The 25,356-nt window shown below is 38.4% G+C and carries 22 protein-coding genes; 17 read left to right on the top strand and 5 right to left on the bottom strand.

Annotation, left to right across the window (positions count from 1 at the left end; all coding sequences use genetic code 11):
• Positions 1–111: 111 nt before the first annotated feature.
• The gene (locus AOC35_RS09610; RefSeq protein ID WP_108646874.1) at positions 112–1,482 is read left to right on the top strand and encodes an 8-oxoguanine deaminase; all 1,371 of its coding nucleotides are present in this window, start codon (positions 112–114) and stop codon (positions 1,480–1,482) included.
• Between the two features lie 8 nt (positions 1,483–1,490).
• Here AOC35_RS09610 and gpt read toward each other — a convergent pair whose 3' ends face one another.
• Both gpt and AOC35_RS09600 read right to left on the bottom strand, forming a co-directional pair.
• Positions 1,491–2,006 carry a xanthine phosphoribosyltransferase gene (gene gpt / locus AOC35_RS09605; RefSeq protein WP_108646873.1) on the bottom strand — a complete coding sequence of 172 codons (516 nt, stop codon included), beginning with the start codon at positions 2,004–2,006 and terminating at the stop codon, positions 1,491–1,493.
• Between the two features lie 27 nt (positions 2,007–2,033).
• Entirely contained in the window at positions 2,034–3,062 is a 1,029-nt protein-coding gene (locus AOC35_RS09600) for an aromatic ring-hydroxylating oxygenase subunit alpha (protein WP_108646872.1), read from the bottom strand.
• 251 nt (positions 3,063–3,313) lie between these two features.
• Here AOC35_RS09600 and AOC35_RS09595 point away from each other — a divergent pair, with 251 nt between their 5' ends.
• The 5 genes from AOC35_RS09595 (at position 3,314) to guaD (ending at position 10,621) form a co-directional block, all read left to right on the top strand.
• Positions 3,314–4,432, top strand: a complete 1,119-nt coding sequence (locus tag AOC35_RS09595) for a porin (protein WP_108646871.1) — start codon at positions 3,314–3,316, stop codon at positions 4,430–4,432.
• Between the two features lie 82 nt (positions 4,433–4,514).
• Positions 4,515–6,005, top strand: coding sequence for a xanthine dehydrogenase small subunit (xdhA, locus tag AOC35_RS09590; protein WP_108646870.1), 1,491 nt, complete (start codon positions 4,515–4,517; stop codon positions 6,003–6,005).
• Positions 5,998–8,295, top strand: a complete 2,298-nt coding sequence (xdhB, locus tag AOC35_RS09585; protein ID WP_108646869.1) for a xanthine dehydrogenase molybdopterin binding subunit — start codon at positions 5,998–6,000, stop codon at positions 8,293–8,295. Before xdhA ends, xdhB begins: the two co-directional genes overlap by 8 nt.
• The gene (gene xdhC, locus AOC35_RS09580) at positions 8,288–9,322 is read left to right on the top strand and encodes a xanthine dehydrogenase accessory protein XdhC (RefSeq protein WP_108646868.1); all 1,035 of its coding nucleotides are present in this window, start codon (positions 8,288–8,290) and stop codon (positions 9,320–9,322) included. Before xdhB ends, xdhC begins: the two co-directional genes overlap by 8 nt.
• Positions 9,323–9,325: 3 nt before the next feature.
• Positions 9,326–10,621 (top strand): guanine deaminase, encoded by a 1,296-nt coding sequence (gene guaD / locus AOC35_RS09575; RefSeq protein WP_108646867.1) that lies wholly within the window; start codon positions 9,326–9,328, stop codon positions 10,619–10,621.
• A 125-nt stretch (positions 10,622–10,746) separates the two neighbouring features.
• Here guaD and AOC35_RS09570 read toward each other — a convergent pair whose 3' ends face one another.
• Genes AOC35_RS09570 through AOC35_RS09560 form a run of 3 tightly spaced genes read right to left on the bottom strand, consistent with a single transcriptional unit; the run spans position 10,747 to position 13,880 of the window.
• Positions 10,747–11,826, bottom strand: coding sequence for a BMP family ABC transporter substrate-binding protein (locus tag AOC35_RS09570; RefSeq protein ID WP_108646866.1), 1,080 nt, complete (start codon positions 11,824–11,826; stop codon positions 10,747–10,749).
• Between the two features lie 28 nt (positions 11,827–11,854).
• Positions 11,855–12,784 carry an ABC transporter permease gene (locus tag AOC35_RS09565; protein WP_108646865.1) on the bottom strand — a complete coding sequence of 310 codons (930 nt, stop codon included), beginning with the start codon at positions 12,782–12,784 and terminating at the stop codon, positions 11,855–11,857.
• Positions 12,774–13,880 (bottom strand): ABC transporter permease, encoded by a 1,107-nt coding sequence (locus tag AOC35_RS09560; protein ID WP_108646864.1) that lies wholly within the window; start codon positions 13,878–13,880, stop codon positions 12,774–12,776. The genes AOC35_RS09565 and AOC35_RS09560 overlap by 11 nt, the downstream gene beginning before the upstream one ends.
• 238 nt (positions 13,881–14,118) lie before the next feature.
• On the opposite strand from AOC35_RS09560, the gene AOC35_RS09555 reads away from it, so the two are divergent.
• The 11 genes from AOC35_RS09555 (at position 14,119) to ureC (ending at position 25,352) form a co-directional block, all read left to right on the top strand.
• Complete coding sequence (locus AOC35_RS09555) at positions 14,119–15,660, top strand: ABC transporter ATP-binding protein (protein ID WP_108648794.1); 1,542 nt, start codon at positions 14,119–14,121, stop codon at positions 15,658–15,660.
• A gap of 257 nt (positions 15,661–15,917) precedes the next feature.
• The gene (urtA, locus tag AOC35_RS09550; RefSeq protein WP_108646863.1) at positions 15,918–17,177 is read left to right on the top strand and encodes an urea ABC transporter substrate-binding protein; all 1,260 of its coding nucleotides are present in this window, start codon (positions 15,918–15,920) and stop codon (positions 17,175–17,177) included.
• A gap of 55 nt (positions 17,178–17,232) precedes the next feature.
• Positions 17,233–18,858: an urea ABC transporter permease subunit UrtB gene (urtB, locus tag AOC35_RS09545; protein WP_108646862.1), complete on the top strand. Its 1,626-nt coding sequence runs from the start codon at positions 17,233–17,235 to the stop codon at positions 18,856–18,858.
• Complete coding sequence (gene urtC / locus AOC35_RS09540) at positions 18,855–19,967, top strand: urea ABC transporter permease subunit UrtC (RefSeq protein ID WP_108646861.1); 1,113 nt, start codon at positions 18,855–18,857, stop codon at positions 19,965–19,967. The genes urtB and urtC overlap by 4 nt, the downstream gene beginning before the upstream one ends.
• Before the next feature lie 2 nt (positions 19,968–19,969).
• A complete protein-coding gene (gene urtD / locus AOC35_RS09535; RefSeq protein WP_108646860.1) occupies positions 19,970–20,839 on the top strand; it encodes an urea ABC transporter ATP-binding protein UrtD in 870 nt (289 codons plus the stop codon).
• Positions 20,840–20,842: 3 nt separating this feature from the next.
• Complete coding sequence (urtE, locus tag AOC35_RS09530) at positions 20,843–21,535, top strand: urea ABC transporter ATP-binding subunit UrtE (RefSeq protein WP_108646859.1); 693 nt, start codon at positions 20,843–20,845, stop codon at positions 21,533–21,535.
• 27 nt (positions 21,536–21,562) lie between these two features.
• The gene (locus tag AOC35_RS09525) at positions 21,563–22,438 is read left to right on the top strand and encodes an urease accessory protein UreD (RefSeq protein ID WP_108646858.1); all 876 of its coding nucleotides are present in this window, start codon (positions 21,563–21,565) and stop codon (positions 22,436–22,438) included.
• A gap of 15 nt (positions 22,439–22,453) precedes the next feature.
• Positions 22,454–22,756, top strand: a complete 303-nt coding sequence (ureA, locus tag AOC35_RS09520) for an urease subunit gamma (protein ID WP_108646857.1) — start codon at positions 22,454–22,456, stop codon at positions 22,754–22,756.
• Positions 22,757–22,764: 8 nt separating this feature from the next.
• Positions 22,765–23,340: a HupE/UreJ family protein gene (locus tag AOC35_RS09515; protein WP_108646856.1), complete on the top strand. Its 576-nt coding sequence runs from the start codon at positions 22,765–22,767 to the stop codon at positions 23,338–23,340.
• A 9-nt stretch (positions 23,341–23,349) separates the two neighbouring features.
• Positions 23,350–23,655 (top strand): urease subunit beta, encoded by a 306-nt coding sequence (locus tag AOC35_RS09510; protein WP_108646855.1) that lies wholly within the window; start codon positions 23,350–23,352, stop codon positions 23,653–23,655.
• Positions 23,652–25,352 (top strand): urease subunit alpha, encoded by a 1,701-nt coding sequence (ureC, locus tag AOC35_RS09505; protein WP_108646854.1) that lies wholly within the window; start codon positions 23,652–23,654, stop codon positions 25,350–25,352. The genes AOC35_RS09510 and ureC overlap by 4 nt, the downstream gene beginning before the upstream one ends.
• Positions 25,353–25,356 lie beyond the last annotated feature (4 nt).

The following is a 25,356-nucleotide window of genomic DNA, read 5'->3' as shown; positions in this document are numbered from 1 at the left end:
AGAAAGATTGTTGTTATCGAGTTCATTGAATAATTTAAAGAAGAGTGGCTTCTAAGTAACTAAACCTCAAAAGCTTAAACCATCTTTTGCTTGATAAAAACGGCTTATCCTATGTCAAAAAGTAATCAACAATTACTCTTCAATATTTCCCATTTAGTCACTATGGATACGCAGTCTTCCGAATTGAAGGATGCTGCTATCTATATTGAGGACCATCATATCAATTGGATTGGTAGGACCTCTGAAATTCCGAGGGAGTATCTTGAGAATGCTGAAAAAATTGATATGCGAGGATATGTTGTTTTACCTGGCTTCATTAATACCCATCATCATATGTTCCAGTCTTTGACGAGGGCAGTTCCACAGGCTCAGGACGCAGAGTTATTTGGCTGGTTAAAAACACTCTATCCAATCTGGGGAAAAATTACACCAGAGATGATTAATGTCTCAGCCCTTACCGCAATGGCTGAACTCATGTTGTCTGGTTGTACGACAACGAGTGATCACTTATATCTATTCCCTAATGGATCGGTCTTAGAAGATGAAATTAGCGCAGCCCAATTCATCGGGATTCGCTTTCACGCGGCGCGCGGATCGATGAGTGTTGGTGAAAGTTTAGGGGGCCTGCCGCCTGATGCGCTGGTTGAAGATGAGAAGTTTATTTTAAAAGATACTCAACGATTGATAGAACGGTGGCATGACTCCTCAAAGTATTCCATGTTGCATATCGTTGTTGCTCCCTGTTCCCCTTTTTCAGTTTCAGAAAACCTGATGAGGGAGTCTGCACTTTTAGCCAGACATTATGGCGTCAGGTTACATACTCATCTCGCTGAGAACATGAATGATGTTTTATATTCAAAAGAAAAATTCAATCAAACACCAGCTCAATATGCAGAAAGTCTTGGCTGGGTGGGGGATGATGTCTGGCATGCGCACTGCGTTCATTTAGACGACTCTGGGATTCAGTTATTTGGACGAACTAAAACGGGTGTATGTCATTGCCCAAGTTCAAATATGCGCTTAGCCTCAGGGATTGCTCCTGTGCGTCAAATGCTCAATGCAGGGGTTCCTGTGGGGCTTGGGGTTGACGGTTCAGCGTCCAATGACTCTGGGAACCTCATACAAGAGGTAAGGCAGGCGATGTTATTACAGCGCGTTGCGAATAATGATCCTCAAGCCATGAATGCAAGACAAGCCTTAAGGATGGCAACGGTTGGCGGCGCACAAGTACTGGGGAGAAATGATATTGGTTCTCTCCAAGTGGGAATGGCTGCCGATATGATTGGTTTCAAGCAAGAGCAACTTAGTTTTGCCGGCTGTATTGACCCCGTTGCAGCCATTGTATTTTCACCGCCGAGTCAAGTCGACTTCAGTATGATTCATGGCAAGGTTCGGGTAAAGAATGGCGAGATTCTCAATCTTGATTTACAAAAGCACATAGCCCATCATATTGAGCTCAGTCAACAGCTAATGACAAACTAGTCAGCTATTTAAGCTTTTGGTTCGATTTTCGGCCTATGATGAATTGGAATTGAAAATTGATATTCAATATCCCATGGGAAAAAGATCCATTCCGATTGTGCGAATTCTTTGACGTATAAATCTACTAAAGGTTTACCTTCAGGTTTAGCATATAAAGTACTGAAATACGCTTTAGGTAATTTTTCTCGAATGAACTTAGCTGTTTTACCGGTATCCACTAAATCATCAATTAGTAAAAAACCATCGCCGTCCCCTTCGATCATTTTGATCACTTCTAATTCTTTTTGATTTTGGGCGGCGCCGTCAGTGTTGCCATCATAACTAGAGATACATACTGTGTCGATGAGCTTGATATTTAATTCACGAGCAATTAATGCTGCGGGGATGAGACCACCTTTAGTAATCGCAATAATACCTTTCCAAGGCCCCTTTGCCAGTAGTAGATGTGATAAAAAACGTGCGTCTCGATGAATTTCAGTCCAAGAAATAATAACTTCGTTTTGATAAGGATTAGAGACTGACATAGTTTTAAAGTGAAGAAGATAAAGAGTTTAAATAATTGAAGAGTTCATTACACCATATTGTAAGTTATTCGTCCGTAGGTATTTGCGATAGGCGATGGAAAGCCGATCACTGACCACTGAAACTTCTGTTTCAGGCTGTAGTGGTAATAATTTTGGAATTTGATTTTCAAGAATTGATTTATCTTGTAAAAAAATAAAATCTTGGAATTCTCGTAACTCTTGATCGGAGTGCTCAAAATCTCTCAAGGCCATGATGATCCAAGCCCTTGTGGTTGTGGGTTCGATTGGTTGGAGATGAAGACTAATTGCATCATCCAATCCTCCGGGATTAGATTTGGAGTCATTATTTTTTTTATTCAATATGGCTGAAAAAGGGTGTACTACGCGGTAAGCATATTCTATTAATTCTGCTTGATCTGATTTTTTACTAGATTGAGGCTGCCAAGAAAAACATTGCGTTGCACGTACTACATGACCATAAATATCATCCGAAAATTCTTCTACTAAATAATCAAGGATGTCCATGTGGTTTTTGTCACCGAGTGTTCCTTCATGGACAAATGGGAAATGTGCCATATCTAGGAAATTTTCAATAATGCGTGGCCCACTGGTATTGATGTCGTAGGGACCACAAAAAACAATTCGGCGCTTTGTAATATCAAACTCTGGAAATAAAAAGAGATCAGATGCAGGATCTCCTAAACATGCCCAAACTAAACCATATTTAACTTGCACTTGAAATTTTTTAACTTGCGCTTTTAAATTGGCATCTAATAAATGGGGTAAGGCTGGAATGAAACTACATTTCCCAGTCGTATTAAATTGCCACCCATGATAAGGACAAATGAGATGATTATTTTCAATTGTGCCCAGTGATAACTTCATGCCACGATGAGGACATTGATCCAACCATAAATGAAATTGTTGTTGTTCATCACGCCATAAAACAAGCGATTGACCCAATAGAGTGATAGGGGTAAGCACATTGATAAGAAGTGTGGACTCAATCGCAATTGGGTGCCAATCATTTTGTAACTGATCGAAGGGGTAAGTCATAGCAGAGTTTTTAGCATGAATAAAAGAAATAAATTACTAATAAGAATATTTCAAAAATTAATATGAAAAAAATATTAAAAATATTTTGTAATGAAGTTGACATATTTTGGTGCAAGACATGATTAGTTAGCACTTATTTGGAACAGATGAGCGAAGTATAACTTTTTTTAAAGTTCATTATTAAATTGTGCAGATTATTACTGCTCAAATTTTAGGGTAGATATTTTTTAATTTTTTAGGGAGAAACTTGTATGCAACACCAATTTTTAGGTAAGAAAACAGCTATAGCATTAGCGCTAGTCGGTGCTTTTGCAGCTTCAAGCGCCCATGCTGATGTAAAAGTCGTAGATGGATTATCAGTATTTGGATTAGCCGATTTATCATTACAGGCAAGCAAAGCGCCAGTATCTGGAACAACTTCAAATTTAACACCAACAAGTGGTGCAATGACTACTTCGTATTTTGGTATTAAAGGTGAGCGTGCAGTTGGAAGTACTGGTTTGACTGCTGGTTTCAGTGCTTCAGCCTTCTTGGATTTAACACAGGGTAACTATATTGGACCAAATTTATTTACACGTAACGCTAGTGGCTCTTTAGCTGGCGACTTTGGTAAAGTAACTATCGGTCGTGATATTGCTCCACACTTCTTGCCAACGATTTTATTTAATGCCTATGGTGATTCAGCTGGATATGGTCCACTTTGGCATGCAATGTATTTTAACTTTAATACACCGTCACAGAATATTAGTAACAGTACTGCAAACGGCTTATACGGTGATACAGCATGGGATCGTCAAATTATTTATACATTGCCAAAATTTGGTAACGCAGAAATTAACTTGCACTATGCACCTAATAGTGGTACTTCAAGCGGTAATAACTATGGTGCAAACGTCTTGTACTTTGACGGCCCTTTAGCCTTAACTGCTTATTACTCCAATACACAAGTAATGCCAATTGGTAATAGCGAAATTGGCATGGACATTTTCACAGTTGGACATAATTCAGCCCAAGCTTACATGGGAGGTGCTTCTTATGATTTTGGTATGGCTAAAGTATTTATGACTTACCAAGATGCTAAGCAGTCAAGTGCTGGTACAGAGTCAAAGACATTCCAAGTCAGTACAAAGATTCCTGCTGGTCCAGGCAAAATCTTGATTGAATACGCAAACACAAACTATTCATCAAACCTAGTAGCATTAAATCCCGCATTGGGTGGTGTATCTTCAACTGTGAACGAAACAGTTGTTGGGTATGACTATCCATTAGATGACAAGACTGATGCTTATGTAAACTATGGTTACACAAGTGCCTCAAACACATCTGGTACTGGATATGTTTATGGTGCTGGTATTAGAATGAAGTTTTAATCGTATGAAGTTTTAAGTGGTTTAATAGTTCATAACCAACAAGTGAAATATCCACTTGTTGGTTATTCAGTTCAGGGCATACATGATTCCTAACTCAAACCGAACAGTTCAATTCTATTTAGATGACGAATTAATTCAAATTCCGATAGAAAATCAACAAGAAACTTTGTTAGATTTTATTCGTTTAAAAAAAAATAATACGAGTGTTAAAGAAGGCTGTGGTGAGGGGGACTGTGGAGCTTGCATGGTACTTCAGGCAGAGACAAAGGAGGGGGAATTGGTTTATAAACCGATTAACTCCTGTATTAAGTTTGTACCAACATTACATAAAAAATCACTCTATACCGCTAAATATATTTCGAGTTCCCTGCAGGAACTGCATCCAGTTCAACAAGCTATGGTAACTTGTCATGGATCTCAATGTGGATTTTGTACACCTGGTTTTGTTATCTCCCTATTAGCTCATTATTTAGATCAAGCATCAACAAATACTAATGAATCTGATGTGATCAATGCGATTTCTGGCAATCTATGTCGATGTACTGGATATCGACCAATTATTGAAGCTGGGATGCAAATGATGACCTTGGATGAGCCTAGCCGTTTTAGCCGAGAAGATGCATTTTCTGAGCATCGTTTGCAACAACAAATCAATTTAGAGCTACAGCCGGATTTAGTCACAGAAAAATTCATAGCACCGAGTGATTTAGAAACATTTGCAAATATATATGCAGCAAACCCAGATTATCAAATCCTCGCGGGTGCAACTGACGTAGGATTGTGGGTTACACAACATTTAAAACAGTTAAATACCCTATTATTTATTGGTCAAGTAAAAGAACTTCAAGTAATAAAAGAGGGTAGCCAATTTATTTGGATTGGAGCAGGGGTAAGTCTCGAATCTGCCTATGAGAAGATCGTGCAACATTATCCTGACCTCAAAGAATTACATCAACGTTTTGCTTCTTTGCCGATTAGGCAATCAGGTACGCTATGTGGGAACGTGGCTAACGGTTCTCCTATTGGCGATAGTATGCCTATCATGATAGCTCTTAATGCTTTGATTGTGCTTCGGCAAGGACAATCGACGAGAGAAATGAATCTTGAAGATTTCTATTTAGGCTATCAGAAAAAAAATCTGTTGTCTGGAGAGTTTGTAGAGGCAGTAAAAATTCCTTTACCCACAAAAAATGATCGAATCGCTAGCTATAAAGTGTCAAAAAGATATGAGCAAGATATTTCTGCAATTTGTTTTGGTGCAAAAGTCATTTTAGAGAACGATCATATTCAATCGATTCGTATTGCTTATGGAGGGATGGCAGCAATACCTAAAAGAGCAATTGAGTTAGAGAAATTTTTAACTAACAAACCTTTGACTCAGGCAGTCATTCAAGCAGCCATAGAGCTCATTGATCAGGATTTCCAACCATTAACGGATTTAAGAGCAACGGCTGGTTATCGATCACAAGTAGCAAAAAATTTATTAATCCGTTTTTATAACGATGTGAATCAAACGAGATTTTCTTTAAAGGATTTTTCCTCAATCATCAGCGAGAGTCTAGCTAATGAGTGACGTAATCAATGTTAGTACGATGGGGCATCAAATACATCATGAGAGCGCACATTTGCACGTTTCTGGAAATGCGCAGTATGTTGATGATATTTCTTTACCTATCAACGCCTTGCATGTGGCTTTAGGCGTAAGCCGAATTGCAAGGGGAAAAATTCTTGAACTTGATTTAACTCAAGTCAAAGAATTTCCGGGCGTTATTACCGTCTTGACCACTGCAGATATTCCTGGTGAAAATAATTTTGGCGGTGCAGTTAAGGATGATCCCATTTTTCCAGAGTCGCAAATTGATTTTTATGGGCAACCCTTATTTGCTGTAATCGCAACATCTCATTTGATTGCTAAACAAGCCGCTCAATTAGCGAGAGTGAAAGTTGAGGAAGAAACTCCTATCTTTGATATTCGTGAGGCAATTGAAAAAAATAACTTTGTTTTACCTCCAGTTGCAATCGAAAGAGGAAATGTTGAGCAGGGTTTTTTATCATCTACTCATCGACTTAAAAACTCTATTCAATTAGGTGGACAAGAACACTTTTATTTAGAGGGACAAATTGCTTGTGCGATACCAATGGAAGATGGTGAATTAACCATCTATTCGTCTACCCAACATCCAAGTGAAGTACAGCATTTGGTATCTCATGCCCTCAATAAACCAGCTGCCATGATTCGAATTGAATGTAAGAGGATGGGTGGCGGATTTGGTGGTAAAGAGAGCCAGCCAGCCTGGTTTGCGATTATTGCCGCTTTGGCAGCAGAAAAAACAAAGCTTCCAGTGAAGTTAAGAGTAGATCGTGAAATGGATATGACGATCACAGGTAAGCGGCACGATTTTGAATTTGATTATGAAGTTGGTTTTGATGCAAATGGAATGATCCTCTCGTTTGATGTGATGATGGCATCTCGGTGTGGCTTTTCAGCTGATTTATCTGGCCCAGTCAACGACAGGGCATTATTTCATTTAGATAACTGTTATTTCATCCCGAATGTAAGAGCCATCTCCTATCGCTGTAAAACTAATACTGTATCTAATACCGCATTTAGAGGCTTTGGTGGTCCCCAAGGCATGTACTGTATTGAGTATGCAATCGAAGACATTGCTGATTACTTAAAGATAGACCCACTTGAAATTCGTCAAAAAAATTTTTATAAAAAAAATATGCTGACCCATTTTGATATGCCGGTGGAGGATATCATTATTGAAGATTTAGTTGACCAGTTATCGCAGTCCTCTCATTATTTAAAGCGACGCGAACAAATTAACAAATTTAATCAACAAAACAATCACTTCAAAAGAGGTATTTCTTTAACCCCAGTAAAGTTTGGAATTTCTTTTACGGCTACGCATTTTAATCAAGCGGGGGCCCTAATACACATTTATACCGATGGCAGTATTTTGGTGAATCATGGTGGCTTAGAAATGGGACAGGGGTTAAACACAAAAATTCGACAAATTGTTGCTAATGAGTTTAATGTGGATTACTCAGTGGTCAAAATGTCAGCGACGGATACAAGTAAAATTCCGAACACTTCGGCTACTGCCGCTTCCTCCGGAACCGATCTGAATGGTATGGCCTCTCAAAATGCAGCACAAACTCTTATCTCAAGAATGAAAGAGTTCTTGGCCTCTAAATATCAATTATCGGTAACTGATATTAAGTTTAAAAACAATGAAGTTCTCTTAGGTTCTCAAGCCATTAGTTTTGAAAAAGCGGTTAAAGAATGTTATGTAGGTAGGATTTCTCTCTCTGCGACGGGGTTTTATGCGACGCCAAAAATTCATTATGATTCAAAAACGCGTAAAGGAAGACCCTTCTTTTATTTCTCCTATGGGGCGGCTGTTTCAGAAGTAATTATCGATACTTTAACTGGTGAAATGAAACTATTACAAGTAGATATTTTGCATGATGTCGGTCAATCGATTAATCCTGCAATTGATATAGGCCAAATTGAAGGTGGTTTTGTTCAAGGACTAGGATGGCTAACTACCGAAGAATTATGGTGGAATCCGAAGGGTAAGCTGATGACTAATTCACCATCCACCTATAAGATTCCAACTGCCTTAGATTGGCCAAAGCATGCCAAAACAAATTTATATGTTTCAACAGGAAATATTGAAAATACAATTTATAAATCAAAAGCAGTTGGAGAGCCTCCACTAATGTTGGCATTTTCAGTTTTCCACGCCATTAAACATGCGATTCGTTCAAAGGTGGGGCAGGAATGTACCCTACACTTGAGTGCACCTGCGACTCCAGAGTCAATCTTAAATGCCTTAAATTCTCATAATGATTAAAGAGTTCGAACGTATTAAACAACTAATTCTCACTAATCACGTAGTGGTGCGAGTGGTAATTGCTGAGGCGAAGGGTTCAACCCCAAGAGATCAAGGTACCAGCATGTTGGTATGGTTTAACCGGGCAGGAACGGTTGAAACATATGGGACCATTGGTGGTGGTTTCTTAGAAGATAAAGCAATTGAAATTGCGCTTCTCAGCATCAATCAGCTTTATGCAAAAATCTATTTGCAGGCTTTTATACTTGGTGTGGAATTAGACCAGTGTTGTGGAGGAACTGTTCAATTAATTTGGGAACGATTTGAATCAATCGCTGATATTGATTGGTTGTTTCAAACTCGATCTTTAACTGACTCCTATCAAAAGGTCCTCAATTTAAAAACTGGAAAAAATCAACTTTTAGTTCAAAACTCTAATTTAACAAATAGGGTCCTTCCTGGACTGATTGAATTTCCGCAGGGTACTTTTCTTTATGAGACGGTTCTACATCCAACACCTGAATTATGGTTGTTTGGAGCAGGACATGTTGCAACTCATTTATTAAAAAATTTACCAGCATTGAATTTCCAAGTCCGATGCTTCGATAGTAGAGAATTAATTTTAGGAAAGTCTGTCAATGATTATCAGTTGGAATATCCAGATGTAAATTTTGATTTTCAACCCGAGTTTCTAGAGTTAATAAATTCTGCACCGATAGGGAGTTATTTTTTGGTAATGACGCATAGTCATCAATTAGATTTCTTGATTTGTCAGAAAATTCTCCAAAATGATTTCTTTGGATTTTTAGGGTTAATTGGTTCAAAAACAAAATCAGCGCGATTTAAAAAAAGATTATTAGAAACTGGTCTAAGTAAGCAGGTGGTGAATAGTTTAATGTGCCCCATTGGAAATAAATATCAATTTTCTAAAAGTCCAGCTGTGATTGCAGTAGAGATTATGGCTACATTATTAGAGTTACAAGAAGATCAATTTATGATGATGAAAGAAAGAAATTCTAGTCAATTATTTAACTCAGGCAGTCAGTAGCAAATGGCAAAAAAAATAATCAAAGCTAGGATACTTCACTTTCTTGATCCGCTTGATGCAAATGTAGCCAAGTATGAATATTTTGCGCAAGGAGGTCTTTTAATTAGTGACGGGATTATTGAGAAATGTGGACCACTAAGTTCCTTATTGCCCATAATGAGTGAAGAAATTTCAATCATTGACTATAGTGATAAATTAATCATTCCGGGCTTCGTTGATACACATATACATTACCCTCAAATCGATGTCATCGCTTCCCCGGGAAAAGATTTGTTGGATTGGTTAGAACGATTTACTTTTCGGTCGGAAGCAAAGTATCAAAATCTTGACTGGGCACTTCAGTCGAGTGAATTCTTTTTAGAGGAACTGCTTCGTAATGGTACAACCACTGCTTTAGTTTTTGGAACGGTTCATTCTGAATCAGCGAAAGCTCTTTTTACTAAAGCATTTGAGCGTAATGTTAGATTGATAACGGGTAAAGTTGCGATGGATCGTAATTGTCCTGATTACTTGCAAGATACTCCTGAGTCAAGCTTTGAAGATGCATTAGAACTGATCGATAATTGGCACCTAAAAGGCCGTTTACAATACGCAATCACACCCCGGTTTGCCATCACTTCAAGCGAAGCACAATTGGAAAAGACGGCTGAGCTGGCTCGTCTTTATCCGGATATGGTCATTCAAACTCACTTAGCTGAAAATGTAGATGAAGTCGCTTGGATGAAAGAGTTATTTCCAAAGCATCGTAGTTATCTTGATGTTTATGATCAATATGGTCTTTTACGACCCAATGCAGTTTATGCCCACTGTATTTATTTGGATGAACTCGATATCAAGCGCTTAAATACTACGCAAAGTTCGATTGCCTTTTGTCCATCCTCGAATCTTTTCTTAGGTAGTGGCTTAATGAATTTGCAACATTACCTCAATGAGCAAATTCAAGTTTCTCTAGCAACTGATATTGGTGGTGGTACGAGTTTTAGTATGCTCAGAACCATGGGGCGAGCCTACGAGGTTGCTCATTTGCGAGGAGATGTGATGAGTGCATTTGATTTATTCAATCTGGCTACATTTACTGGAGCTAAGGCACTCGGACTAGATCAACATATTGGCAACTTTATGCCTGGTAAAGAAGCTGATTTTATTGTCTTAGATTTAAAAGCTACACCACTAATGGAAAGAAGGATTAATGCTTGTCAAACTCTAGAAGAGGAGTTATTTGTTGCCATTATTCTTGGGGATGATCGTAATATTCAAGCGACATATTTGATGGGTGAGAAAAAATTTGAACGAAGGTAACAACACGCTTAAAAAAGAAAGAAGGCTTGAAACTTTTAAAAGTCTCAAGCCTTTTTTAATAGGCTATACAAAATAAAAAAAACTCCCCAAAAATAAAAACTATCTTCGGGGAGTCAACTCCAAAATTATTTCGGTAACTGACCTTCTACACCTTCAACATAAAATTTAATGCTATCAATTTCTTGATCAGTAAATGATTGACCTGCAGCTAACTTCATTGAGCCATCTTGTAATTTCATTGGTCCTGAAAATACTTTGAACTTGCCAGAGATGATATCTGCTTGTTTAGCCTCTACTTCTTTTTTGACAGAAGCGGGGATATTACTGTTTAATGACACAAGTCCATCCATACCATCTTTCATGCCACCCCAAACGTTTTCTTTAGATGGTTTTCCATCCAATGCAGCTTTCAGAGTTTTTACATAGTAAGGACCCCAGTTGTGAATGACTGAAGCCAAGTGTGCTTTAGGTGCAAGTGCAGACATATCTGAATTCCAACCAAATGCATAGACACCTTTTTCAGCAGCTGTTTGTAGAGTTGCGGTTGAGTCCGTATTTTGTAGCAACATATCAGCACCTTGACCAATTAATGTTTCTGCTGCTTGACGTTCTTTTGCTGGGTCATACCATGAACTAATCCAGATCACCTTTGTTTTTACTTTAGGATTTACGCTACGTGCACCCATTGTGTAAGAGTTAATATTACGAACCACTTCAGGAATGGGGAAGGATGCAACAAAACCAAGAGTGTTGGATTTAGTCATTCTGCCTGCAATCATTCCTGCAAGATAGGCTGGTTCATAAATTCTTGAGTTATAGGTATGGACGTTTTCAGATGACTTGAATCCTGTATTGTGATAGAACTCAACCTTTGGGAATGACTTGCCAACTTTGAGTGTTTGTTCCATATAGCCAAATGATGTTGTAAAAATATATTGATTACCTTTGGCTGCTAGATCACGAATGACGCGCTCTGCATCTGCACTTTCTGGAACGTTTTCAACAATCGTAGTTGTGACTTGTGAACCTAATTCTTTTTTAACTAACTTTACTCCTGTGTCGTGAGCAAATGTCCAACCAGCATCTCCTGGTGTTCCAAAATATACAAATGCTGCTTTTAGTGGTTCTGCAGCAGTTACACTTTGAGCTAATCCCAAAGTCATGAGTGAGGCTGAAATTAATAACACGCGTTTAGAAAGCTTCATTTACTTCTCCTTTTATATAAAAAAAACACTATCGATCATCAAAAAATGGTTTTCCTAACCACGCTGGGGCGTGACGGCGAATAGTTTCTTTATCCATTGATAAATAAACTAAAACTAGGATTGTTGTGACGTAGGGAAAGCTAGCCAACACAAAGGCAGATACCTTGATATCTACCAATTGAAAGTAAAGGCCGAGGACTGTTACACTCCCAAAAAGTAAGGCTCCTAAAGCAACTTTAAATGGACGCCAAGTACCAAATACAACTAAGGCAAGAGCAATCCATCCATTGCCAGAGGTTAAGCCATCTTGCCAAACTTTGAATTGTGCAAGAGCATAGTAAACTCCTGCTAAACCAGCAAAGCCGCCGCCAAATAAGACGGCTAAATAACGTATTTTTGTAACTGGCAAGCCTAAAGATCTTGCCACTGATGGAGACTCACCAACAGATCTTAAGGCTAAGCCGGCTTTTGATTTGGTTAAAAACCAAGCTATAGCAATTACAGAAAAGAGACAAAAATAAGCAACATAGTCTAAAGAGAATAATGACGGTCCTAACAGGGGGATATCTTTTAAAATAGGAATCGGTGCGGGAGCAAAGCTTTTTGCAGCAGAAAAACCAACATAGGTTTTACCGATAACAGCCGAAAGACCAACTCCTAGTATTGTTAAAGATAGCCCAGTTGCCACTTGATTTGCTTGCAAACTGATCGTTACAAAAGCAAAAAGTAAGGTAAATAACACACTTACGGCAACTCCAATTAATAAGGCTAAAAACAATGAGCTACCTTCTGCAACAGCCAAGAAACTCGATAAGGCTCCCATTAAAATAGTGCCTTCAAGACCTAAATTGAGGACACCAGCTTTTTCCGCAATTAATTCCCCCAAAGCTGCAAACAGTAATGGAATAGCTGCGCCAATGGCACTGACTAATAATGGAGTGAGGGACTCAATTAACATACTTGGCCCCTATTTTTTTTAAAATGACGATTTCGTAATTGATTAAAACATCACAAGCTAAAAGGTATAAGAGGAGAAACCCTTGAAATACTTGGCTCACAGATTTTGGGAGCTGCATGGTTACTTGAACAGATTCTCCACCCAAATAAAGTAATGCCATTAATAGTGATGCTAAGACTACTCCTGATACTTTTAAACGTCCAAGTGTGGCGACGATAATCGCTGTAAAACCATACCCTGGTGTCCACTTATCGTTTAACTGACCAATTGGCCCAGCTACTTCAGTCGCTCCAGCAATACCCGCAATCAAACCACTAAAAACTAACACAATCCAGATAATCTTTTTTTCATTGAAGCCTACATATTTTGCAGCTCCTGGAGCGATACCCACCACTAAATTTTTAAAACCAGCAAATAATTTTTCGTTATATATCCAAACTAATGGTATAAAAAAAAGCGTGATAAAGATGGAGGTATTTACTCTTGTCCCATCCCAGAAAGACCAGCCAAGAAATGCTAGTGGTGTGAATAGTGCCTCATCAGCAAATGAAATCGTAATAGGAAAATTATTGCCCATTGGATCTTTCCATGGACCGTAGACTAAAAACTTGATAGTTAAATCAGCTACATAAGTCAGCATTAAACTAACAAGAATTTCGTTAGTATTTAATTGAGCTCTACATAAGGCAGTAATACTTGCCCATATCGCACCGCCTAACGCACTAGCCAAAATCATGACTATTAGGGTCCAGTGTCCAAGGGTCTCTGTATAGTGAATTGCAATACCTGTCGCAAAAATTCCGCCAATGTACATTTGTCCTTCTGCACCAATATTCCAAATATTTGCTCGATAGCAGATGGTCAGACCCAAGGCAATTAGGCATAAGGGAGAAGCCTTTAACAATAATTCGCTAATGCCATTAATGTCACTAATGGGGTCAAAAAAGAAAGCTTTGTAGGCAATAAATGGGTTTTCACCTAACAATTGAAACAGTAATAAACCTGACAGCAGAGTCAAAGCAATAGCAATTAAGGGTGCATAGACTTGCATCCTTTGATTTGGTTCGGTACGTGGTTTTAACTGTAACTTAATCATGAAGCCTATAAGACGTAAGAAATTTTTGTGAATTACATAATTCTTACTATGCTCGGATTGAAATAGACAAAAGGAGAAGAAGAATCCAAATTGGTACATTTTTCTATTGAACTTGCACCAAATTAGTACTTGACTAGTGATTTTTATAAATAAGACTTAGATCTCTAGATAAACTGAATCTGTTAGTAAAGAATTTGTGTTTATTTCAATTAGCTATTTATTCTTGGGAAATCCGATGATGAAATTTGAACAAGACAGTAAAGAATCATTTAGGCTGGTTCTTGATAATATTTCTAAGTCTTATCCGCTTATCAAAGCGAACAATGGAATTTCCTTACAAGTAAAACCCGGCGAGATTCACGCTATTCTTGGAGAAAATGGAGCAGGTAAAAGTACTCTGATGAAAATTCTTTATGGGGTGATTAAACCCGATGAGGGAAGTATTTTCTGGGAAGGTGAAAAGGTAGAAATCAATAATCCAGCTTTCGCTAGAAAGTTAGGTATTGGCATGATATTTCAACACTTCGCATTATTCGAATCTTTAACTGTTTTAGAAAATATATGGCTTTCAATGGATAAAAAATATTCATTAAAAGACCTTGATGAGGAAGTATTGAAAACTTCCGAATATTATGGATTACCAATTAATCCAAACAGAATGTTGCATAGTATGTCGGTTGGTGAACGTCAGAGAGTTGAGATCGTTCGATGCTTACTACAAAAGCCAAAATTGCTAATTATGGATGAGCCTACCTCAGTTTTAACACCTCAGGCAGTACAAATATTATTTAAAACGATTAGGCAGTTAGCTTCAGAGGGATGCTCAATTTTATACATTAGCCATAAGTTAGAAGAAATTCGGCAGTTATGTGATTCAGCAACTGTTTTAAGATCTGGAAAAGTTACTGGTTACGCTAATCCGAAAAATGAAACTGCAAAAACCTTAGCAACATTAATGATTGGAGCAGAATTACCAACGATTCAATTACAAACGGCTCAAGTTGGAAAGCCAATGTTAGAGGTAACGGGTCTAGATTTGAAAACAAGCGATCCTTTTGGAACAGCGTTAAAGGATGTTAATCTTCGAGTCAGAGCTGGAGAGATTGTCGGTATTGCTGGCATCTCTGGTAATGGCCAAAAAGAACTCATACAAGCATTATCCGGCGAGACACTGATCGGTGATGCCCAATCAATTTATATGAATGGTATGCCCGTTGGAAAATTATCACCAGCCAAGAGAAGATCATTAGGTTTATGCTTTGTACCTGAAGATCGATTAGGCAGAGGAGCTGTGCAAAATTTAAGCCTTGCTGAAAATGCTCTATTAACCGGTTATCAAGATGGCATGGTTCGTAATGGCTTCATTTGTAAATCAGTCATTAATCAATTCGCAGAAAAAATCATTGATCAATTTAATGTGGTTTGTACTGGTAAAAATGCTTCTGCAGGCAGTTTATCGGGTGGAAATTTACAAAAGTTTATTGTTGGTCGTGAAATTTCTTTACAACCTAAGTTCATGTTGGTGGCCCAACCGACATGGGGTGTTGATGTTGGCGCTAGCATGTTAATTCGACAAGCATTATTAAATTTAAGACAACAAGGAGTAGCTATTTTAGTGATCTCTGAGGAGTTGGAAGAACTAATGATGATTTGTGATCAGATGACGGTAATAGCGAATGGTAGATTATCAGAATTGCTACCGGTAAGCCAAACTAATATTGAGGAAATAGGATTATTGATGTCAGGCGAAAAAAATAATATCGCAACAGAAATTATTTAATCTGAATATTTTTTAAAACGTTTCAACTAACAAATCTCGATTTAGAAAAAAATGAAAGCACAACTGAGGTGCTTTCATTTTTTTTTGCACCATTTTGTTGAATCATTCTGATTAATTTCTAGAACAAAAGAACAAAATAAAACTGTAATTTAAAAACATTTAATTTCGAAATACTCTTTTTCTATGTAGGCCGTTTTTCCCTAGGGAGAAATAATTTTATTGTGGATTTTCTAAAACTTTTTTAAAGGAATTATCAAATGAATCGTAGATCGTTAATTAAGTTAACTGCATTAGCTGCTGCATTAACAAGTATTGGCTTTAGTCAATTAACTTTGGCACAGTCCAAAGAACCCATCAAAGTTGGTATTTTGCATTCTTTATCTGGAACAATGGCAATTTCGGAAACTGCGCTTAAAGATGTGGCATTAATGCAAATTGAAGCAATCAACAAAGCAGGTGGAATTTTGGGTCGTAAACTTGAGCCCGTGGTAGTTGATCCAGCTTCTAATTGGCCATTATTTGCTGAAAAAACTCGTCAATTATTGACTAAAGATAAAGTAGCTGTCGTGTTTGGCTGCTGGACTTCTGTATCACGTAAATCAGCATTGCCAGTTTTCGAAGAATTGAACGGATTGTTATTTTACCCGGTTCAGTACGAAGGTGAAGAGATGTCTAAGAATGTTTTCTACACCGGCGCAGCTCCAAATCAACAGGCAATTCCAGCAGTTGAATATTTGATGAGTAAAGAAGGTGGTGCTGCGAAGCGTTTCGTGTTGTTGGGTACTGACTATGTATATCCAAGAACAACAAACAAGATTTTGCGCGCATTCTTGAAATCTAAAGGTGTTGATGAGAAAGATATCGACGAAAAATACACTCCATTTGGACATTCTGATTATCAAACCATCGTAGCTGACATCAAGAAATTCTCACAAGGTGGCAAAACAGCCGTGATTTCTACTATTAATGGTGATTCAAACGTACCTTTCTACAAAGAATTAGGTAATGCTGGCTTAAAAGCTAAAGATGTTCCAGTGGTTGCTTTCTCAGTTGGTGAAGAGGAACTACGTGGTGTCGATACAAAGCCACTAGTTGGTCACTTAGCAGCATGGAACTATTTCATGTCAGTTAAAAATCCTGCAAATGATGCCTTCAAAAAAGAATGGGCTGATTACGCAAAAGCAAAATCATTGCCAACAGCTGGCAAACCGCTTACAAACGATCCAATGGAAGCAACGGTTGTTGGTATGAAGATGTGGAAAGCGGCTGTTGAAAAAGCAGGTACAACTGATGTTGATGCAGTGCGTAAAGCGATGTATGGACAAAAAGTGGTTGCTCCAAGTGGCTTTACTTTAGAAATGGGTAATAACCATCACCTCTACAAGCCAGTCATGATTGGTGAAGTGAAAGCTGATGGTCAATTTAACGTGGTTTGGAAAACACCGACTACAATCAGAGCTAAACCATGGTCACCATTCATTGCCGGTAATGAAGGTAAGCCAGATATGGTGAAGTAAGCAGTAAGAAATATGTAATACCCTGGTTACCTTAGAAAAAAGTTGGATATAAATAATGAAATATCGAGTTTTGCAATGCCTTTTAACTTTGGTAACCAGTCTATTTATTGGAAATAGTTTTGCAGTTGATTTAACTCAAAAAGATTTAGTTCTAATCTTTGGAGAAGAGTTTGCTGCAAAACAAACCAGTATTAATAAAATTATTAAAGCTCCCCCTGAGCTAGCTGCTGAAGTACTTGCAGCATTACAGGATGAAAATTTATTTAGTAACGGACAAATTGTCGTTATTAAAACAAAAGAAGGTTATATTGATCCGATTAGTCAGACAATCGTTACCGTCGATGAATCTACCCTAGAAAGTCCTAATTTAAACAATATTTTAAGATCAGATATTGAAACTTCAGCCAGTCAGTTCAAGCTTCTTTCAAAAGATACTCTCGTCAGAGAACAATCGCTTAATGCCCTCATTGCTGATACGACAGGATTAAATGTTGCAATTGTTAAAAGCGCAAAAGAAAAAGAGACTAAGCCTGAACTAATTACCAAGTTTAATGAACTCATCGCAATACTAGATTACTCATCAAGCACGCAAGAAGAAAAACTAAAAGCGATTCAAACCATGGGTAATTCAAGTTCCGACAAGGTGCAAGAATTTCTGAAAAGTTTGCTGAAGAAAAATGACTCAGGAGAATTTGTTGAACCAAATAAAAATTTAAGGGTCGCAATCGAATTAGCCTTGCACGATTATCAATCTAGAAAATCCCGTAGCGAGATTGTTTCTAATATTTTCACTGGTCTAAGTTTAGGTAGTGTTTTATTACTAGCTGCGATGGGACTTGCCATTACCTATGGCCTCATCGGTGTAATCAATATGGCGCATGGTGAATTTTTAATGGTTGGCGCTTATGCAACCTTTATTGTGCAAACTGTTTTTAGAAACCATTTCCCAGGTGGCCTTGAATACTATTTAGTACTTGCAGCCCCTTTTTCTTTTTTAACAGCTGCGTTCTTAGGGTTGGTTTTAGAGTATTTGGTTTTGAGACATTTATATGGACGTCCTTTAGAAACTTTATTAGCGACCTTTGGTGTGAGTTTATTAATGATGCAGTTGGTAAGGTTTTTATTTGGCGCGCAAAACGTTGAAGTTGCTAATCCGTCATGGATGAGTGGTTCTTTCATGCCTTTGCAAAGTATTCTGCCAGGATTATTGATTCCTTATAACCGCTTAATTATTTTCTTCTTCGCACTTTTTGTAGTGTTTATTACTTGGCTCGTTTTGAATAAAACCCGAATGGGATTATTTGTTAGAGCTGTAACCCAAAATAGAACTATGGCAAGTTGTGTAGGTGTCAGAACTCGTCAGGTTGATAGTTATGCTTTTGCGTTTGGTGCTGGTATTGCTGGCCTGGGTGGATGTGCTTTATCTCAAATTGGTAATGTGGGACCAGATTTAGGTCAAACTTATATTATTGATTCTTTCATGGTAGTGGTACTTGGTGGTGTTGGTCAACTTGCAGGAACTATCCTAGGCGCCTTTGGTTTGGGTATTTTAAGTAAATTTAGTGAACCATTTATTGGTGCAGTATTAACAAAAATTGGGGTTTTAGTAATGATTATTTTGTTTATTCAAAAACGTCCCCAAGGTATGTTTGCCCTCAAGGGTAGAAGTGCGGAGCAATGATGAAACAACCCTTCTCTCTCCAAATTGCCCAGCGTGAACCCATTTTAGATAGAAAATGGTGGATTGCTTTAGCAGTTCTATCCAGCCTAGTTTATCTTTTAGTACCGATTTGTTCTTTGTTGATTCCAGAGGGTAGCTTTTTTCATTTATCTGCCTATTCATTGACCCTTGTTGGAAAGATATTATGTTTTGCATTAGCTGCGCTCGCATTGGATTTAGTTTGGGGATATTGCGGAATTCTCAGCTTAGGACATGGCCTATTTTTTTCTTTGGGTGGGTACATCATGGGGATGTACTTGATGAGGATGATAGGTACCGACGGAGTATATCATTCTGAGTTACCTGATTTTATGGTTTTTCTAGATTGGAAAGAATTACCTTGGTTTTGGTACGGCACTAACAATTTTGGCTGGATTATTTTATTGATCTTAATAGTTCCTGGATTGATTGCTTTTATATTTGGTTTTTTTGCATTCCGATCACGGATTAAAGGCGTTTATCTTTCCATCATTACTCAGGCATTTACCTACGCTGCGATGTTACTCTTTTTTAGAAATGAAACTGGCTTCGGCGGAAATAATGGCTTTACGGATTTCAAAAGAATTTTAGGGTATTCAATATCCAACCCTGGTACTAGAGTAGTCTTATTTTTGATGAGTTTTACCATGCTAGTTTTGGGTTTTATTGCTTGCAGACGAATTGTGCAATCAAAATTAGGTCGGGTGACAATGGCGATCCGTGATGCTGAAAGTCGCGTGATGTTTTCCGGTTATGACCCCCTGGGATACAAGTTATTTATTTGGACATTCTCTGCGTTTTTATGTGGAATTGCTGGAGCTTTATATGTTCCCCAGGTCGGAATTATTAACCCAGGAGAAATGTCCCCAAGTAATTCTATTGAGTTAGCTGTGTGGGTTGCTGTAGGTGGTCGGGCTACTTTAATCGGACCGATTATTGGTGCTTTTATGGTGAATGGGGCTAAAACTTTTTTCACTGCACTGGCCCCGGAATATTGGTTATTTATTTTAGGAAGCTTATTTGTTTTAGTTACCTTATATATCCCGAATGGTGTCGTTGGGCTCATTAAAGAAAAAATACTAAAGAAATAACAATGCAAACATCTCAATTAACAACATCTGAAGAAAAGGTGGATTTTCAACCTGAGTGGGAATCAAAGGGAAACTCTGGACATTTTCTTGAAAAAGGTAAGATTGATTTATCACACGGGGAAATTTTATATATTGAAGATTTAGTAGTTTCCTTCGATGGATTTAAAGCTATTAAAGGTTTAACTTTAGACATTTTAAGTGGCGAATTAAGATGTATTATTGGCCCCAATGGCGCTGGTAAAACTACCATGATGGACGTGATCACTGGTAAAACTGGCCCAAGAAATGCCCAAGTATCCGGCAGAGTTTTTTTAGGACAAACAATCGATTTACTAAAATTAAAAGAACCGCAAATTGCGCAAATCGGCATCGGGCGTAAATTTCAAAAACCAACTGTATTTGAAAATCTAAAAGTTTGGGAAAACCTAGAGTTAGCTAGGAAATCAAATAAATCATGGCGAGTCGCTTTGAATGCAAAAGTAGATCAGAATGCGATTAAAGATATTGAGCTTACCCTCTTGCAAATCGGCCTTGAAAGTGAAGCTTATATTCCGGCAGGAGCACTTTCTCATGGACAAAAACAACGTCTTGAAATTGGTATGTTGTTAATGCAAAAACCAGAATTATTATTGTTAGACGAGCCAGCTGCAGGGATGACAGATGAAGAAACGATGCAATTGGCTGATTTATTAAATCAATTACGCGGTAGTTGCTCCATTGTGGTGGTGGAACACGATATGGAGTTTGTAAGTGCACTTTCCGGTCAAACTGGTATTGTTACCGTGCTTGCCGAAGGGGCCGTTTTGGCTCAAGGCACGATGGATCAAGTGAAAAATGATCCTGCTGTGATTGAATCCTATTTAGGTAGATAAGTTATGCTCAAAGTACAACAAATTAATCAATACTATGGCGGTAGTCACATACTAAGAGATGTCTCGTTTGAAGTGCCGAAGGAATCCTTAACTGTTCTCATGGGACGTAATGGAGTTGGTAAAACCACCATGTCTAAAACTATCATGGGTGTGGTCCCTATTAAGTCTGGAGATATTCTTTTAGAAGGGAAGTCGATCATCAAAATGCCTTCTTATGAACGGGTCGCAAATGGTATTGCTTATGTTCCGCAAGGCCGAGATATTTTCCCTAGACTGACCGTTGAAGAAAATTTACTCGTAGGTGCGGCGAGCTTAAAGTCATCAAAAAAAATTCCAGGCATGATTTATGAGTTATTCCCTATCCTTAAAGAAATGTCGCACCGCAATGGCGGTGATTTATCTGGTGGGCAACAGCAACAGTTGGCTATAGGCCGTGCTTTAATGAGTGAACCAAAGCTCATTATTTTGGATGAGCCAACTGAAGGCATCCAACCGAATATCATTACCCAAATTGGTGAGACACTCGTAAAATTAGTCAAGGAACAAGGAATTACCATCTTATTAATCGAGCAGTATTTAGACTTTATTAAAAAAGTTGCTGACAAATATGTTGTAATGAGTCGGGGAGAAATAATTGCCCAAGGAAATGGCTCTGAGATTGATCAAGATGGTATTGGGCAATTAGTTTCAGTTTAATGTGTAGAAGATCGTAAGCTTGACTCTATGGAAAATATGCTTGATTCGGAATCAACACAATTAGCATGGCATGCAAAGTTAAGATTAGATTTTTCTTTTTCTAGCGAGAAAAACAAAACTCTTTTATCTCATAAAGAACACTCAGGCCCCCTTTTAGTGCAAAAGTCTTTATATCCCGAGGGTGATGCTATTTGTCATGCAGTCATTTTGCACCCACCTGCTGGAATAGCAGGTGGAGATCATTTAGTTATTGATTTAAATATTGAGAACGATGCTAAGGCCGTGATTACGACCCCTGGTGCGACGAAATGGTACAAGGCAAATAAAAAGGAAGCTTCGCAAAAGATCAGTATAAAAATTGAAGCTGACAGCCATTTAGATTTTTTACCACAAGAAAATATTTTTTTTAACTCTTCAAATGCCCATAATCAAATTATCATTTCTCAAGATAAAACTTCAAGTTGTATCGGGTGGGATATTGCCCAGTTAGGAAGAACTGCGCAAGGTGAAAGTTGGGAAAATGCTACTCTAAGAAACGATATCGAGTATTACTTTAATGAGGAATTGTGTTGGGTAGAGTCGACATTGCTTGAGTCGAAACATGATTTTTATAATGGAAGTTGCGGTTTAGATGGCTTTCCAGTCTTTGGCACGATGTGGTTGAGTTCGCCCTCAGCTAGCGAAGAGTTGCTGGAAGAAATTGCCGAACTCCTTAGTTGGGATGACACATTACGGGTTGGAGTTACAAGAATTCAGATCGACGAACAATGCGGATTAATTCTTGTTCGTGGCTTATCAGATGAGGTAGAGTATTTAAGGAATTGTTTTATTCAAATTTGGTTATACGCTAGGGAGAGAATTACCGGTATTCAAGCGTCTCCACTGCGTATCTGGAAAACTTAAAGGAAAAATGGATTCATGGAATTAACGCCAAGAGAAAAAGATAAATTACTCATATTTACAGCAGCCCTATTGGCTGAGAGACGTAAAGCGCGAGGTCTTCAATTAAATTACCCTGAAGCAGTTGCCTTTATTTCTGCGGCCATTATGGAGGGTGCAAGAGACGGCAAATCAGTTGCTGAGCTGATGCACTTTGGTACGACGATTTTAAAAGCACAGGATGTGATGGATGGTATTCCAGAAATGATTCCTGAAATTCAAATTGAAGCTACTTTTCCAGACGGCACCAAATTAGTTACAGTTCATCAACCCATTCAATAGGATTAATCATGAAAAAAATTATTATTCTTGCTTCTGGTCTTTTATTTTCAGGCTTGATATATGCTCACCCCGGCCATGGTGAGAATTTTATGGGTGCTTTCATGCACCCTATCTTAGGTTGGGATCACTTATTAACGATGTTAGTGATTGGCATGATGGTGAATTCCTACACCCTTAAAAAGGGTATCTTATTACCGATAGTTTTTGTTAGTGGATTTACGATAGCAGCTGTAGCTGGCGCAAGTTTTAATTTTATTTATGATGCAACTAACTGGATTAATCAAGCAACACTCATGACCTTGATCTTGTTATCTGTGATCAATATTTTTAATAAAACGATTTCTTTTAATTTCCTAATAGCCATCTTCGGTGGTATTGGTTTGATTCATGGCTTAGCCCACGGTTTAGAGTTGCCGAGTAATCAGCCAGCAATTATTTCTGGATTAATTCTCTCTACTGTTGTGATTCATTCGATTGGTTTTTTACTCTGTAAGTTTATCTCTAAGAAATTTAGTCAATTTATACGCTACTTTACTTTGGCTTCTGGCTTTATTGGTGCCATTGCCCTTATTCAAACTGTTTGAGGTGAACAAATGATTCCAGGAGAGATTAGGGCAAGTGGTGAAGACATCGAAATTAACGTTGGTAGGAAAGTGTTAGATTTGGTCGTTGCAAATGCAGGTGATCGACCCATTCAGGTTGGCTCGCACTTCCATTTTTTTGAGGTCAATACGGCACTACAGTTTGATCGTAATTTAGCGAGAGGTTACCGTTTAAATATTGCATCTGGGACCGCTATTCGTTTTGAACCTGGTCAAAAGAAATCTATTCAATTAGTGCAATTAGCCGGTGATCAAATGGTGTTTGGATTTAATGGGTTAGTGATGGGAAAACTATAATGGTCAAAATATCCAGAAAAGCATATGCTGAAATGTATGGTCCAACGGTTGGTGATCATGTCCGTTTGGCGGATACCGATTTATGGGTTGAAGTAGAAAAAGACTTTACTATTTATGGTGAAGAAGTAAAGTTTGGTGGGGGCAAAGTCATTCGCGATGGGATGGGGCAAAGTCAACGTCTCACGAAAGATTGTGTAGATACAGTTATTACTAACGCTTTAATTTTAGATTATTGGGGTATTGTCAAAGCGGATATCGGTATCAAAAATGGGTTCATTAGCGGTATCGGTAAGGCCGGAAATCCAGATATCCAACCTGGTATTACGATTGTAGTTGGCCCTGGTACAGAAGTCATTGCAGGTGAGGGCATGATTATTACAGCGGGTGGCATTGACTCCCATATTCATTTTATCTGCCCTCAACAAATTGAAGAAGCTCTCATGAGTGGGGTCACGACAATGATCGGTGGCGGCACCGGTCCAGCAACTGGTACATTTGCCACTACCTGCACGCCTGGCCCTTGGCATATTCACTCAATGCTCAGTGCTATCGAAGCTTTTCCAATGAATATTGGCTTATTAGGTAAAGGTAATGCAAGCTTACCTGGACCATTAAAAGAACAAGTTCAAGCTGGGGTAATCGGTCTGAAATTACATGAGGATTGGGGCACAACCCCCGCTGCAATTGACTGCTGTTTAACTGTAGCTGATGAGATGGATGTGCAGGTTGCTATTCATACGGACACATTGAATGAGTCAGGATTTGTGGAAGCAACAATTGCTGCATTTAAGGATCGTACGATTCATACTTTCCATACTGAGGGAGCTGGAGGTGGTCATGCGCCAGATATTATTCGTGCCGCTGGTTTAGCAAATGTCTTACCCTCTTCAACCAATCCTACCATGCCTTATACCGTTAATACCATTGATGAGCATTTAGATATGTTGATGGTTTGTCATCATTTGGATCCATCAATTGCTGAGGATATTGCATTTGCAGAAAGTCGGATTCGACGCGAAACGATTGCAGCAGAGGATATTTTGCATGACCTTGGCGCCTTCTCAATGATGAGTTCTGATAGTCAGGCAATGGGTAGAGTGGGCGAAGTCATCATGCGGACTTGGCAAACTGCTCACAAGATGAAATTGCAGCGAGGTAGTTTGGCGACGGATCAAAGCGCTGATAACTTTAGAGTAAAACGCTACATCGCTAAATATACGATTAATCCTGCTATTACTCATGGTATTTCTCATGTTGTAGGTTCGATTGAAAAAGGTAAATTAGCAGATTTGGTTATTTGGAAGCCGGCCTTTTTTGGTGTGAAACCTAGCATCATTCTTAAGGGGGGCATGATTGCAGCTGCAGCGATGGGGGATCCTAATGCATCTATTCCAACACCGCAACCAGTGCATTATCGCCCTATGTTTGGAGCCTTCGGTGGTGGATTAAAAACTTCACTCACTTTTGTCTCTCAAAGTGCGATGGATAATCCTGAAGTCCATTCCTTAGGTCTTAAGAAAACCCTAGAACCTGTCAAATCAACTAGAAATATTAAAAAGTCAGACATGATACTGAACGACTGGCAACCTAATATTTCAGTTGATCCGGAAACATATCAAGTTTTAGCTGATGGCCTCGATTTGACATGTGAGCCAGCAAAAGTTCTGCCATTAGCACAGCGCTATTTCCTGTTTTAAAAAG

The sequence above is a fragment of the Polynucleobacter rarus genome (genome assembly GCF_003072505.1).
Lineage (GTDB): Bacteria > Pseudomonadota > Gammaproteobacteria > Burkholderiales > Burkholderiaceae > Polynucleobacter > Polynucleobacter rarus.
This window is presented reverse-complemented; position numbering and strand designations above follow the sequence as displayed.